5 protein-coding genes are annotated in these 13894 nt (G+C 73.6%); 3 read left to right on the top strand and 2 right to left on the bottom strand.

Annotation, left to right across the window (positions count from 1 at the left end; genetic code table 11):
* Window positions 1-79 precede the first annotated feature (79 nt).
* From ACFWEG_RS09255 to galE, 3 genes are all read left to right on the top strand, one after another.
* Complete coding sequence (locus ACFWEG_RS09255; protein WP_387211122.1) at window positions 80-3484, top strand: CDP-glycerol glycerophosphotransferase family protein; 3405 nt, start codon at window positions 80-82, stop codon at window positions 3482-3484.
* Between the two features lie 64 nt (window positions 3485-3548).
* A complete protein-coding gene (locus tag ACFWEG_RS09250; RefSeq protein ID WP_387211119.1) occupies window positions 3549-5087 on the top strand; it encodes a hypothetical protein in 1539 nt (512 codons plus the stop codon).
* Between the two features lie 173 nt (window positions 5088-5260).
* Window positions 5261-6229: a UDP-glucose 4-epimerase GalE gene (gene galE / locus ACFWEG_RS09245; RefSeq protein ID WP_387211116.1), complete on the top strand. Its 969-nt coding sequence runs from the start codon at window positions 5261-5263 to the stop codon at window positions 6227-6229.
* Here galE and ACFWEG_RS09240 read toward each other — a convergent pair.
* Both ACFWEG_RS09240 and ACFWEG_RS09235 read right to left on the bottom strand, forming a co-directional pair.
* Complete coding sequence (locus ACFWEG_RS09240) at window positions 6226-8358, bottom strand: hypothetical protein (RefSeq protein ID WP_387211113.1); 2133 nt, start codon at window positions 8356-8358, stop codon at window positions 6226-6228. The genes galE and ACFWEG_RS09240 overlap by 4 nt on opposite strands.
* Before the next feature lie 185 nt (window positions 8359-8543).
* Window positions 8544-13466, bottom strand: coding sequence for an NAD-glutamate dehydrogenase (locus tag ACFWEG_RS09235; protein WP_387211110.1), 4923 nt, complete (start codon window positions 13464-13466; stop codon window positions 8544-8546).
* Window positions 13467-13894: the final 428 nt, after the last annotated feature.

Raw genomic sequence — 13894 nt, 5'->3', positions numbered from 1 at the left:
CGAGCGTAGTGAAACCGTGACGCGGTCGGGTCATCGCGTCACCCGTTCGGCGCAGCGCGGGTGACCGGTGCACGCCACGATGGTTGAGGAGGGCGTGAAGCCACGTCTGAGCGTCGTCGTCCCCGTGTACAACGTCGAGGAGTACCTGGAGGAGTGCCTTCGGTCCCTCGCGGACCAGAGTTTCCGCTCGCTCGAGGTGCTCATGGTGGACGACGGCTCGACGGACGGGAGCACGGCGATCGCCCGGGACTTCGCCGCACGCGACCCCCGTTTCCGCCACGTCCGCCGGCCCAACGGCGGGCTGAGCGCCGCCCGCAACACCGGGGTGCGGGAGGCCGACCCGGACGCCGAGTTCCTGGCCTTCGTCGACAGCGACGACGTGGTGCCGCCCGACGCCTACGCGCGGATGACCGGCTCCCTGGAGCGGACCGGCTCCGACTTCGCGAGCGGCAACGTCTGGCGCCTCAACGAGCAGGGCCGGCAGCAGGCCTGGCAGTACCGCTGGCTCGTCCGCGACCGGGAGCGGACGCACATCACCCGCGATCCCGAGCTGCTCTCCGACCGGGTGGCGTGGAACAAGGTGTTCCGCCGCTCGTTCTGGGACCGGCACGCCTTCACGTTCCCCGAGGGCAAGCTCTACGAGGACACCCCGGTGATGATCCCGGCGCACTACCTGGCCGAGCAGGTCGACGTGCTGACCGGGCACGTCTACTACTGGCGGGTGCGCGAGGGGTCCATCACCCGCCGCCGCACCGACGTCCGGGGCGTCACCGACCGGATCGCGGCCTGCGCGTACGTCAGCTCGTTCCTCGCCGGGGCGCGGCCCGAGCAGCGGCCCGCGTACGACCTGTCCTGCCTGCGCGACGACTTCGTGTACTTCCTGGAGGGGCTGCCGCAGGGCGGGCCCGCCTACCGGGCCGCCTTCATGCGGAACGCGGCCGCGTTCGTCGTCCGGGCGGACCCCTCGGTCCTGGAGCGGCTGCCGGCGGACCTGCGGATCAAGTGGCACCTGGTGCGCGAGGGCAGGCTGGAGGACCTCATCGAGGTGCTCGCCTTCGAACGCGACAACGGCAAGGCGGTGTTCGACGTCGAGGGGCGGCTGCGGCGCTCCGCCCGCTACCCGACCGCGGACGGGGGGTACGTCCGCGTGCCCGGCCGGCTGGCGCGGCTCGGCCCGTCCGAACTCCCGGTCGTGGCCCGGCTCGAAGAGGCGGCCTGGGGCGAGGACGGCCTGCTGCGGCTCATCGGCCACGCCTACGTCCGCAACGTCGCCACCGCCTCCCCCCGCCAGGTCCTGAAGTCCGGTCTCCTGAAGAACGGACGGCAGGTGCGCCCGGTTCCCACCCGCCGCACCGCCTCCCGCCGGGCGACCGCCGACTCGGGCCAGCGGCTGCACTCCTACGACGGCTCCGGCTTCGAGATGACCGTCGACCCCGCGAAGCTCGGTCCCGGCACCTGGACGGTCGGCATCGTGACGGCAGGGCGGGGAAGCGTGCGCCGCGCGGCCGTGCGGGCGGTGGAGGTGTCCGCCGCCCAGCCCTCGGTGCGCGAACTCGGCGACGGCAGGCGGCTGGCCGTCCTCCACCTCGACGGCCGGCTCGCCCTGCGGGTGGAGACCTGGTCGGCCCGCGTCGACACGCACCGGCTCGTCGAGGCGTCGGAGTCCGGCGGGCCGTGGCTGGAGCTCGGCGGGGAGCTGCGGGACGGGCTCGCCCCCACCGCACTGCGCCTGACCCGCGACGGCCGCACGTCGGAGAACCCCGTCGAGCGGCTGCCGGACGGGCGCTTCACCGTCCGCGTCCCGCTCGCCGACCTGGAGTCCGTCCCGCCGCCGGCCCACCGCGCGCCCAAGGGGGTCGAGCCGGAGCACTCCGCCCGCTGGACGGCGGACCTGGTCCTGCCCGGGGGCCGGCCGCACCCGCTCGCCGCGGTCCTCGACCTGCCGCCCGGCCACTACGGCGCGGCGGGCGTCTGCGCCGCCGCCGACCACCTCGGGCGGCTGGTGGTGGAGACGACCCGGCAGCCGGTCGTCGACCGCGTCGAGTGGGACGGCGAGCGGATCGTGCTCGCGGGATCGGCCCCCGACACCGGCGACGCGCTCCTGACGCTGCGGCACAGCGCCCGCCACGAGGAGGCGACCGCCCCAGTGCGGTGGGACAAGGGCCGCTTCCGGGCCGTGCTCTCCCCGGCGGACCCGCCTCTCAGGGAGGGCCGTTGGTACGTCTTCCTGGACGACGTCCCCGTCCGCCTGCTCGCCGGCGTCTCCGCCGCGCTGCCGCTCTCCAGGGAGGCGGGCGGGCGGACGTTCGCCGTCGACCGGCGGTACGGCGACCGGTTGGTGGTCGACTCCGGGTCGCCGCTCGCCCCCGCCGAGCGGGGCGCCTACCGCCGGCACCGGTTGCGCACGACGCATCTCCCGCGCCACCGCGCGCAGCCCCTCCTGGACACCGTGCTGTACCTGGACGGCGACTCGCCCCTGGCCGTCCACGAGGAGCTGGTGCGGCGCGGCGCGGACGTGGAGCACCTGTGGGTCGAGCGGGACGGCCTGCCGCCCGCCCCGGCCACCGCGCGGGGCGTGCGCGAGCACAGCGCGCAGTGGTACGAGGCGCTGGCCCGCTCCCGGCGGATCGTCACCGACCGGCACCTGCCCGACTTCTTCGAGCGGCGGGACGGGCAGACGGTCGTGCAGACGTGGAACGGCGCGCCGCTCAAGCGGATCGGAGCCGACCTCACCGACAGCCTGTACGCCGACCACCACCACCTCGACGCCCTGCCGCGCCTGGCCCGGCAGTGGGACGTCCTGGTCTCCCCCAACACCTTCTCGACGCCGCACCTGCGGCGGGCGCTGTCCTACTCCGGCGAGGTCCTGGAGGCGGGCTCGCCGCGCAACGACGTGCTCTTCGCGGGCGACCGCGCCGAGACGGCCGCCCGGGTCCGCGCGGAACTGGGCATCGAGCCCGGCCGGCGTGTCGTGCTCTACGCGCCCACCTTCCGCGACCACCTGGCCTACACGCCGGGCCACTACCGGTACGAGCCGCTGCTCGACCCCGCCGCGGTACGGCGGGCCCTCGGCGACGACCACGTCCTGCTGCTCCGCCGGCACCCGCTGACCACCAACACCGCACGGGGCGTGCGGGACGTGACCGCGCGCCCCCGGGTGGGGGAACTCCTCCTGATCGCGGACGTGCTGATCACGGACTACTCGGCGCTCATGTTCGACTTCGCGCTCACCGGGCGGCCGATGCTCTTCCACACCCCGGACCTGGAGCACTACCGGGACACCGTCCGCGGCTTCTACCTGGACTTCGAGGCGCACGCCCCGGGGCCGCTGCTGCACGGCACGGAGGAGGTCGTCGAGGCGCTGCGCGACCTGGACGGCATCGCGGCCCGCCACGCGGACGCCTACGAGGCGTTCCGGGACGCCTACGGCGACCTCGACGACGGGAAGGCGAGCGCGCGCGTCGCGGACCGGCTGCTGCGGTGAGGGGCGTCCCGCCAGGCGGGTGACGGCTGGTCGGCAGGGGCGCGGCCGCGGAACGCATGTCCGCGTGCCCACCGAAGAGACCCTCGCCGTCCCCCGGCCGTCGCGGCCCGTCGACCCATCCCCCGTGCGGGAGCCGCGGCGGCCGCGGATCACCCCGTACCTGGCCGTCGGGACGCTCGCCTGGCTGCTGCTGACCCTGGCCGCCTGGCGGATCCCGATGTGCTGCGACTTCGGGCAGCACGCGGCGGTCGTCGAGCGCCTGAAGGCGGACCTGCTCGATCCGAGCCACCCCATGGCGGACCTGCCGGGCGCGGGCAGCCCGTACTACTCGCCGTACGCGCTCCTCCAGGGGGCGGCGGCCCGGCTGACCGACCTGCCCGGCTGGTTCGTGGTGCGGCTGTCGGCGCCGGTGAACCTCCTGGTGCTCCTCACGGGACTGGGGCGCTTCACCAGGACGCTCACCCCGCGGCCGTGGGCGCCGGTCGCCGCGCTGGTGCTCATGGTGCTGCTCTGGGGCACAGAGATGATGTGGTGGAGCGGCTTCACCGGGCTGATGTCGCTGACCGGCCATCTCGGGTACCCGTCGACGTTCGCCCTGGGGCTGACCCTCCACCTCTGGGCGTCGACCGCCCGCGCGGCGGGCGACGGCACCGGCCCGTGGGCGTACGCGGGCGTCGGCCTCCTGGGGGGCCTGACGATCCTGGTGCACCCGATCACGTCCCTGGGGGCGGCGGTCGGCGTCGTCTCGCTGATCGTCGGCCACCGGGCCGTCCGCCGTCCCGGATGGCTGGTCAGCCTGGGAGCGGCCCTCCTGGTGGCCGTGTGCTGGCCGTACTTCCACGTCTGGGAGCTGGTCGGCGACTCCGGGGTGGACGCGATCCACAAGGCGCTGTGGACCAAGCTCCCGGAGGCGGTCTGCCTGGCGCTGGTCGGCGTCCCCGTGCTCGCCGCCCGGTGGCGGCGCGACCGCCGCGACCCCCTGGTGCTGCTGTTCGTCCTGTCGTGCCTGGTAGTCGCATACGGCTGGGCGAGCGGCCACCACACCTACGGGCGGCTGATCGGGACCGCCCTGCTCGCCCCGCAGCTCGCGCTCGCCGTCGAGCTGACCCGCCCGCGGCCCTGGCCGTTCGCACGGGCCGTGCTCGCCGCGGTGACGGCGGCGGCGGTCGGCTGGAGCTTCCTGACCGTCCAGGGCGGGGCGGTGGTCCCCCGGGCGCTCGACCCCGTGGGCCTGGACCAGCCGCCGCGCTGGGAGGAGTACCACTGGGCGGCCCGCCATCTGCGGCCGGGCGACGTGGTGCTGACGAACGGCTACCGGGCGGTGCGCTCGCTGCCGGGCCACGGCGCGAACCTGGTCGCCCCCGTCTGGCCGGATCCCGCGCTCGACGAACGGGAGCGCCGGGTCCGGCGGGACGCCGTACGGGCCTATCTGGCGCCGGACTCCACGCCCGCCGGGCGGCTCGCCGTCGCCCGGCGGTACCAGGTGCGCTGGGTGCTCCTGGGGCCGCGTCAGCGGATGCCCCCGGAGGCGGTGGTGGTGGCCGGGGGGCCGAGGAGCGGCGAGCTGCTCGCCCGGGTCCCGGGCGTCACCCGTTCGAGGTGAGCAGGAGTTCGCGCGGGCGGGCGGCAGGGGCCCCGACCTGCGGGGGACCGGAGGATCACCTGTCAGTTGCGGTCCGTTGAGGGCGAATTCCACGATTCGTAGGGTTTGATATGCCTTATGGCCGGAAACGCACCCTGCCGGCCCCCGGACCCGACCCGCGACAAGAGGACTCCATGACCTGGCTGATCACCGGCGGCGCCGGATACATCGGTTCACACGTCGTGCGCGCGATGACCGGGGCCGGCGAGCGCGCGGTGGTCTACGACGACCTGTCCACCGGCCGCGCGGACCGCGTTCCGGCGGACGTCCCACTGGTCACCGGATCGACCTTGGACCGCCCCCTCCTGAGCCGCACGATCGCCGAGCACGGGGTCACCGGCGTGGTGCACCTGGCGGCCAAGAAGCAGGTGGGCGAGTCCGTCGAACTCCCCCTGCACTACTACCGGGAGAACGTCGAGGGCCTGCGCGGCCTCCTGGACGCGGTGGTGGCGGGCGATGTGCGGAGCTTCGTCTTCTCCTCCTCGGCGGCCGTCTACGGGTCCCCCGACGTCGACCTCGTCACCGAGGAGACCCCGACGCTCCCGATCAACCCGTACGGCGAGACGAAGCTGACGGGCGAGTGGCTGGTCCGGGCGGCCGGCCGGGCGTACGGCGTCGCGACCGCGAACCTGCGTTATTTCAACGTGGCAGGCGCGGCCGCACCCGAGCTGGCCGACACCGGTGTGTTCAACCTGATCCCCATGGTCTTCGAGAAGCTGACGGCGGGTCGGGCGCCGCTCGTCTTCGGCGCCGACTACCCGACCCCGGACGGCACCTGCGTGCGCGACTACATCCACGTCTCCGACATCGCCCGGGCCCATGTCGCCGCCGCCCGCCACCTGAGCGCCGCCGGCGGCGACGCCGGGGACCTGACCCTCAACATCGGCCGCGGGGAGGGCGTGTCCGTCCGCGAGATGATGGACCTCATCGCCGAGGTCACCGGCCACGCCGTCGAGCCCCTGGTCACCGACCGCCGCCCCGGCGACCCCCCGCGCGTGGTCGCCTCCGCCGACCGCGTCGCCGCCACCCTCGGCTGGAAGGCGCAGTACGGCGTCCGCGCGATGATCGAGTCCGCCTGGTCGGGCTGGACCCCCCGGAACTAGGGACCCACGAGCTGCGACCCCGCTCGGGTGAGGGCCGCGTTGCGGGCGGTGAGGCGGGTGTCGCGGGCCTCCGCGGCGGCGGCCAGGGCCAGGGCGGCGCGGTTGAAGCGGACGGCCGACGGCGGGTCGTCGGGGCCGAGGAGGCGCTCCCTGAGGGCGGCCCGCGCGGCGGCGAGCGGATCGCCGGCCGGATCGCGCACCGCGGCGAGCAGTTCGGGGACCTCCCGCGCGTCCGGGCCGAGCACGGTGGCCGCGGCGACGGTGGGGAACTGCGCACGGAAGGCGTCCTCGTCGAGACCGCTGGTGTTGGCGACCGCGTAGGGCTTGCCGCCGGCCAGGAAGTCGGTGACCACCGACGACACGTCGGAGATCAGCAGGTGCGCCTGGTTGAAGCACGAGTACAGGGTGGGCCGCCTGCGGGTGACCACCTGGTGCGCGCCGCCCTGCAGGGCCCAGTAGGCCCGCTCCCACTCCGCGAGGGCCGCCGCGACCGCCGCCTCGAGGCCGGGGTCGGCCGACGACTGGAGCATCATCCGCTCGACCTCGTCCGCGCCGGGCCGGAAGGTGGTCGTGGTGAGCGCCGCGAGGGCCTCGCCGGCGGCCGCGAGGGCCTCCTCCGCCGCCTCGTCCCGCGGGACCGGCTCGCGGTCCCGTGCGGCCGCGACCAGCGCCCTGATGTGCGCGTCGGCGGCCCGTGCCCGGGGGTCCACGCTGCCGGTCATGGGGTGGGGCTTGTAGAGCAGCCGCACCCGCTCGTCGGCGAGCAGCGCGGACACGATGCTCTCCCCCGCCAGGATGACCGACGTGTTGCCGGGGTCGCTGGTCCAGCCCTCCCAGGTGGGCGCGTAGAGCACGGTGGTGCGCTCGTCGGCGGCGGGCGGGCCCGCGTAGGGGGCGATCGGCGACAGCTGCGGCCGGCCGACCTCCACGATGTCCCGGTCCTCGACGCCGACCTCGGCCCGGAGGTAGCGCTCCCGGGCGGCGGGGCCGGCCACCCACACCTGGTCGTAGGCCTTGGCGTAGGGGTTGCAGGAGGAGGGCTTGTCGCTCTCGCCGTGGTTGGTGAACGCGTGCTTGAGGGTCGGGATGCGCAGCACCTGGGAGGTCTTGCCCGAGTTGGCCGGGTGGAGCAGCACGCGCAGCGTGCTCTCCTGGAGGAGCATCAGGTGCTCGACCTTCGGGACGCACACCACGGGGATGCCGGTGGCGGCCAGCCGCTGCACCATGAAGCGCTCCCGCAGCACGATCAGCGGGTTGCCGTCGAGGCCCGCGAGCGTGCCCAGCCACATGTCGGCCTGGTAGGCCGAGCTCCGGCCGCCGGAGAAGTACATGCCGACCGTCGGCCGGTACTCCGCCAGCCAGCCCTCGAACCAGGCCAGGACGGCGCGGTCGTCCGCGCAGCGCCGGGCGGGCCGCAGGCGGTCGGCGAGGTGGGCCGTGCCGCCGAGGACGCCGAGCGCGCAGACCGCGGCCACGGCCGTCCCCCAGAGCCCCTGCCCGGTGAGGACCGTGGCGCAGACGGCGACGGTGACGGCCGTTGAGACGAGGGCGAGCCGCCGGGCGCCCTGGCGGAGGAAGAGCCGGTGCGGGGCCGGGCTGAGGCGCAGCGCGGAGGCGTCGATGTTGCGGGTGACCAGGGGCAGCAGCTGGCTGCGGCGCACCAGGCCGGCGGTCGCCTGGCACAGGAAGTGGGCGGACCAGCAGCCCAGCACGGCCGCGAGGAGCCATCCGACGGCGACCGCGTCCAGGACGTCCAGCCGCAGCAGCCCGCCGATCAGCAGCGCCTCGCCGAGGAGGCGCCGCAGCGGGGCGTTGAACTGCAGGCGGCCGAGCCGCCGGGTCAGCCCCGCGGCCCGCAGCATCCGCAGCTCGACCAGCACCCCCAGGAGGGCACCGCTCACCATGACGGGTCGGTTCACAGCGGTCAGCCCGACCGCCTGGGTCGCGTAGCCGACCCCCAGGAGGACGAGGAGGAGGGGCGACGCGGCCTTGTACCGTCTCGCGCGCTGCCGCCACGAGCGCCCCAACCCGTCCACGCGGACCGCGTCTGCCGCTTCCGCCGCTTCCGCCGCTTCCGCCGCTTCCGCCGCTTCCGCCGCTTCCGGCGGATCCTGCTGCTGTTGTGCCATGCCGACCGACCTTCACCGAAGCCGTACCCGGGTGGACCGTTTCCGATCACACCGGAAGATTCCCCCAAAGGTACGCAGAACGGTCACCGCTCTCCTTCATCCGCCGCGCGGGGCGCACGACGAGGGGCCCCGACGGCATTGCGTCGGGGCCCCTGCGGGGAACGGCGTCGGACGGGCGACGTCTCCTAGACGTGCGTGCGCAGCAGCGTGCGCATCGTCCGCATGGCGACCGACAGGTTCGCCAGGTCGAAGTCGTCCGAGCCCTGGATCTCCTCCAGGGTCGTCCGGGCCCGGCCCAGGATCGCCGCGTTGGCCTCCTCCCACGCCTTGAAGCGCTGCTCCGGCGTGGCCGGGTCGTCACCGGCCGACAGGACGTCGGCGGTCAGCGCCGCGTGCGCCGCGTACAGGTCCTCGCGGATCGCCGCACGGGCCATCGACTGCCAGCGGTCGGCCCGCGGCAGCTCGATGATGCGGTCCATGAGCTGGGTGATCCGCAGCCGGTCGGCGAGGTCGTAGTAGACCTCGGCGACGGCCATCGGGTCCTTCGCCGTGCGGTCGGCGATCGCCACGATGTCGAGCGCCGGGAAGGCGGAGGAGAAGCCCGCCACCCGCAGCGCCAGCTCCTCGGGCACCCCGGCGTCCGTCAGCTCGTCCAGGATGCCCTGGTACCACTCCAGGTCCGCCCCGCGCAGGAGCGACGGCAGCCGGTCCCAGACCTGCGCCACGCCCTCGGCGAAGAAGTCGATCGTCCCGGCGAGCTCCAGGGGCTGCGGCCGGTTGTTGAGCAGCCACCGCGTGCCGCGCTCCACCAGCCGCCGCGAGTGCAGCCGGATCCGGGTCTGGACGTCCGCCGCCACGACGTTGTCCAGGGCCTCCACGGCGTCCCAGACGTCGGTGAGGCAGAAGATCTCCCGCGCGGCCAGCTGGGCCCGCACGATCTCCTCCAGGGACGCCCCCGACTCCTCCCGCAGCCGGTGCAGGAAGGTCGAGCCGCCGGCGTTGACGGTGTCGTTGACCAGGACGGTGGTGACGATCTCGCGGCGCAGCGCGTGGGCGTCGATCTGCTCGGCGAAGTTCTCCCGCAGCTGCCGCGGGAAGTACGCGTGCAGCAGCTTGCGCAGGTAGGGGTCGTCCGGCAGCCCCGTGCCGATCAGCTCGTCCGCCGTCGTGATCTTGGTGTAGGCGAGCAGCACGGCCAGCTCGGGCTGGCTGAGGCCCTTGCCCGCGGCCAGCAGCTCGCGCACCTGGCGGTCGTTGGGCAGGAACTCCAGGGCGCGGTCCAGGTGCCCGTCCCGCGCCAGCTTGCGCATGAAGCGCTGGTGCGCGTGGAGCAGCGACGCCGACTGCGCGACGCCGTTGCCGAGCGCGGTGTTCTGCGCGTAGTTGTTCCGCAGCACCAGGGCGCCGACCTCGTCGGTCATCTCGGCGAGCACCTTGTTGCGCTGCTTGACCGTCAGGTCGCCGTCGGTCACCAGAGCGTTGAGCAGGATCTTGATGTTGACCTCGTGGTCCGAGGTGTCGACGCCCGCGCTGTTGTCGATGGCGTCGGTGTTGATCCGCCCGCCGGCCCGCGCGAACTCGATCCGCCCGAGCTGCGTGCAGCCCAGGTTGCCGCCCTCGCCGACGACCTTGACCCGCAGCTCCTCGCCGTCGACGCGGATCGCGTCGTTCGCCTTGTCGCCGACGTCCGCGTTGCTCTCGACCGAGGACTTCACGTACGTCCCGATCCCGCCGTTCCACAGCAGGTCGACGGGGGACGTGAGGATCGCCCGCATCAGGTCCGCAGGGGTCACCTTGCTCACCGACTCGTCGATGCCGAGCGCCTCGCGGATGTGGGCGTTCAGCGGAACGGACTTGGCGCTGCGCGGGAAGACCCCGCCTCCCGCGGACAGCAGGCTCTTGTCGTAGTCCTCCCAGGAGGACCGCGGCAGCTCGAACAGCCGGCGGCGCTCCGCGTACGACACGGCCGCGTCGGGCCGCGGGTCCAGGAAGATGTGCCGGTGGTCGAAGGCGGCGACCAGCCTGATGTGCTCGCTCAGGAGCATGCCGTTGCCGAACACGTCGCCGGACATGTCGCCGACGCCGACGACGGTGAAGTCCTCGCTCTGGGTGTCGTGCCCGAGCTCCCTGAAGTGCCGCTTGACGGACTCCCAGGCGCCGCGGGCGGTGATGCCCATGCCCTTGTGGTCGTAGCCCACCGAGCCGCCGGAGGCGAACGCGTCGCCGAGCCAGAAGTCGTAGGCGACGGCGATCTCGTTGGCGATGTCGGAGAACGTCGCCGTGCCCTTGTCGGCGGCGACCACCAGGTAGGTGTCGTCCTCGTCGTGCCGGACCACGTCCTTGGGGGGCACGACCTCGCCCGCCACCATGTTGTCGGTGATGTCGAGCAGCGCGGAGATGAACGTGCGGTAGGAGGCGATGCCCTCCGCCATCCAGGCGTCCCGGTCCACCGACGGGTCGGGCAGCTGCTTGGCGACGAACCCGCCCTTGGCGCCGACCGGCACGATGACGGTGTTCTTCACCATCTGCGCCTTGACCAGGCCGAGGATCTCCGTACGGAAGTCCTCCCGCCGGTCCGACCAGCGCAGCCCGCCGCGGGCGACCTTCCCGAACCGCAGGTGCACGCCCTCGACGCGCGGCGAGTACACCCAGATCTCGAACGCCGGGCGCGGCGCGGGCAGGTCGGGGATGGCCTGCGGGTCGAACTTCATCGCGACGTAGTTGTGCGGGCGGCCGTCGCTCGCCGTCTGCCAGTAACTCGTCCGCAGGGTGGCCCTGATGAGCGTCATGAAGGCCCGCAGGATGCGGTCGTCGTCCAGGGAGGCGACCTGGTCGAGCGCCCCGTCCAGCTCCTCCAGGAGGCCGTCGGTCAGCTCGGTGCCCGCGGTCTGCCGCGCCGGCGACATCCGCGCCTCGAACAGCGAGACGAGCAGCCGGGTGGTGTGGACGTTGTCGCGGAGGGTGTCCTCCATGTAGTCCTGGCTGAACGTCGAACCCGCCTGGCGCAGGTACTTGGCGTAGGCGCGGAGCACCATCGCCTGCCGCCAGTCGAGCCCCGCGCGCAGGACCAGCGCGTTGAAGCCGTCGTTCTCCGCCTGACCCGTCCAGACGGCCGCGAAGGCGTCCTGGAAGCGCTCGCGGGCGTCGTCGGCGAGGTCGTTGCCACCGGTCTGCGGCATCCGCAGACCGAAGTCGTAGACCCAGGCCTGCGGGCGGTCGGCGCAGCGCAGCTCGTAGGGCCGCTCGTCGACGACCTCGACGCCCAGCCGCTGCAGCACGGGCAGCACGGACGAGAGCGAGACCTGGGAGCCGCTGCGGTAGATCTTGAACCGGCGCTCGCCGGGACGCGCGCCGACGGGCTCGTAGAGGCTGAGGCGGAAGTCCTCGCGGTCCTGCGCGAGCTGCTCCAGGTGGACCAGGTCGGCGACGGCCGCGCGCGGCGTGTGGTCGGCCTTGTAGCCCTCCGGGAACGACTGCCCGTAGCGGCGCAGCAGCTCCGCCGCGCGCTCCTCGCCGAACTCGGCGTTCAGCGCCTCGGAGAAACCGTCCTCCCAGGAGCGCGACGCCTCGACGAGCCGCGCCTCGATCCGGTCGGCGTCCTCGTCGGTCAGGTGCGGCAGCTGGGTGCCCTGCGGCACGCGGACCACGAAGTGCAGCCGGGACAGGATCGACTCGGTGTTCCACGCGGTGAAGTCGACGGAGGTGCCGCCGAGCTCCTCCTTGAGGATGTCGATGATCCTCAGCCGGACGGCGGTGGTGTAGCGGTCGCGCGGCAGGTAGACGAGCGCCGAGTAGTAGCGGCCGTACTCGTCCTGCCGCAGGTACAGCCGCAGCCGGCGGCGCTCCTGGAGGTACATCACGCTGGTCGCGATGGTGCGCAGCTCGTCGACGGGCGTCTGGAACAGCTCGTCGCGCGGGTACGTCTCGAGGATCTGCAGCAGGTCGCGCCCGTCGTGGCTCTGCGCGGTGACGCCGGCGCCCTGGAGCACCTCCTGGACCTTGCGGCGGATGACGGGCACCCGGCGCACGGACTCCGTGTACGCGGCGGACGAGAAGAGACCGAGGAACCGGCGCTCGCCGACCACCTCGCCGGCCGCGTCGAACTTCTTCACGCCGACGTAGTCGAGGTAGGACGGCCGGTGCACGGTGGCCCGGCTGTTGGCCTTGGTCAGCACCAGCAGCTTGTGCTCGCGGGCCTTCGCGCGGGCGTCGGCCGGCAGCCGCTCGAAGGACGGCGAGACGGGGTGGGCGTCGTCGCCGCCGTGGTGGGGGTCGGAGCGCAGGATGCCGAGTCCGGTGCCGGGGACGGCGGTCAGCGCGTCGTTCTCCCGCAGCTCGTACTCGCGGTAGCCGAGGAAGGTGAAGTGGTCGGCGGCCAGCCAGTGCAGCAGCGCGCGGGCCTCCTCGACCTCCTGGTCGCGCAGGTCGTCGGCGGTGGGCTCGTTCGGCAGCTCGTCGGCGATGCGGAGCGCGGAGTCGCGCATCTTGCCCCAGTCCTCGACCGCCTCGCGCACGTCGGACAGGATGCGGAGCAGGTCGCCGGTGATCTGCTTGAGGTCCGCGCGGTCGGTCTCCCGGTCGATCTCGACGTGGATCCAGGACTCGACGATCGCGTCCTGCGGCAGGTCCTCGCCGGCGGTCCGGCCGGGCAGGATCTCGATCAGCCGGCCGGCCACGTCGCGACGGACGGCGATCTGGGGGTGGATCACCGCGTGGATGCCGCGGTGCTGGCGGGAGAGCTCGTTGGTGACGGAGTCGACCAGGAAGGGCATGTCGTCGGTGACGACCTCGACCAGGGAGTGGCTGCTCGACCAGCCGTTCTCCTCGACCGTCGGGGTGAGCACCCGGACGTTCGCGGTGCCCTGGGGACGGTTCTCGGCGAGGCGGTAGTGCGACAGCGCGGCGCCGTAGACGTCGACCGGGTCGCGGTCGGCCAGGTCCTCGGGCGCCGTGTGCTTGTAGTAGCGCTGGATGTACGCGAGCAGGGCGTCCTGGCCGGCCCCGTGCTCGGGCCCGGTCGCGGGAGGTCCCCCGAGCGGGCTGTTCTCAGCAACCCGGGCGGCCCTCACGAGCAGCTCGGCCTTGGCTTCGTCCAGCTTGGTCTGCATGTCCTCTGACTCCTGTCGCGCGCCGTTGCGTGACGTAAGTGGGGATGTTGACGTAACGCCGCGACGCGGGTTCTCCGGTCGGGGTCGACGCTATGCCGTGACGATGTGCGTCCGAGCCGTTATCGGCCATTTCGGCCCCGGGGACCCGGATACGGGTGCCAGCGACCGCCCGGTCGGTCGGGGACCGCTCCGGGCGCCGGGCGGGGGGTTCACCGCACCCGCGGGGTATAGCGCTGATCACGGGCCCAGGCTATCGCTCCGCCGGGGGACCACGTCATGGGCCGGAACTGTACAAAAGCGGAGGGCCACCGCACCGTTCGGTACAGGTGGATCACCCGGTTCCGACCGCTCGCGCACCGCGCGCCCCGTGCCGCCCGGCGGCCCCTCCGGGAGGGTCGGCGCCGCGGATCTCGCGGGTCCGCGGGTCC

Origin of the sequence: Streptomyces sp. NPDC060194, assembly GCF_042728285.1 — a bacterium.
Taxonomy (GTDB): domain Bacteria; phylum Actinomycetota; class Actinomycetes; order Streptomycetales; family Streptomycetaceae; genus Streptomyces.
The sequence above is the reverse complement of the archived record's forward strand: the minus strand, read 5'-3'. Positions and strand labels throughout refer to the sequence as shown.

Excerpts from the sequence above, each read along its gene's own strand:
- ACFWEG_RS09255 (WP_387211122.1), top strand. The coding sequence starts at position 80 with ATGGTTGAGGAGGGCGTGAAGCCACGTCTGAGCGTCGTCGTCCCCGTG.
- galE (WP_387211116.1), top strand. The coding sequence starts at position 5,261 with ATGACCTGGCTGATCACCGGCGGCGCCGGATACATCGGTTCACACGTC.
- ACFWEG_RS09240 (WP_387211113.1), bottom strand. The coding sequence starts at position 8,358 with ATGGCACAACAGCAGCAGGATCCGCCGGAAGCGGCGGAAGCGGCGGAA.
- ACFWEG_RS09235 (WP_387211110.1), bottom strand. The coding sequence starts at position 13,466 with ATGCAGACCAAGCTGGACGAAGCCAAGGCCGAGCTGCTCGTGAGGGCC.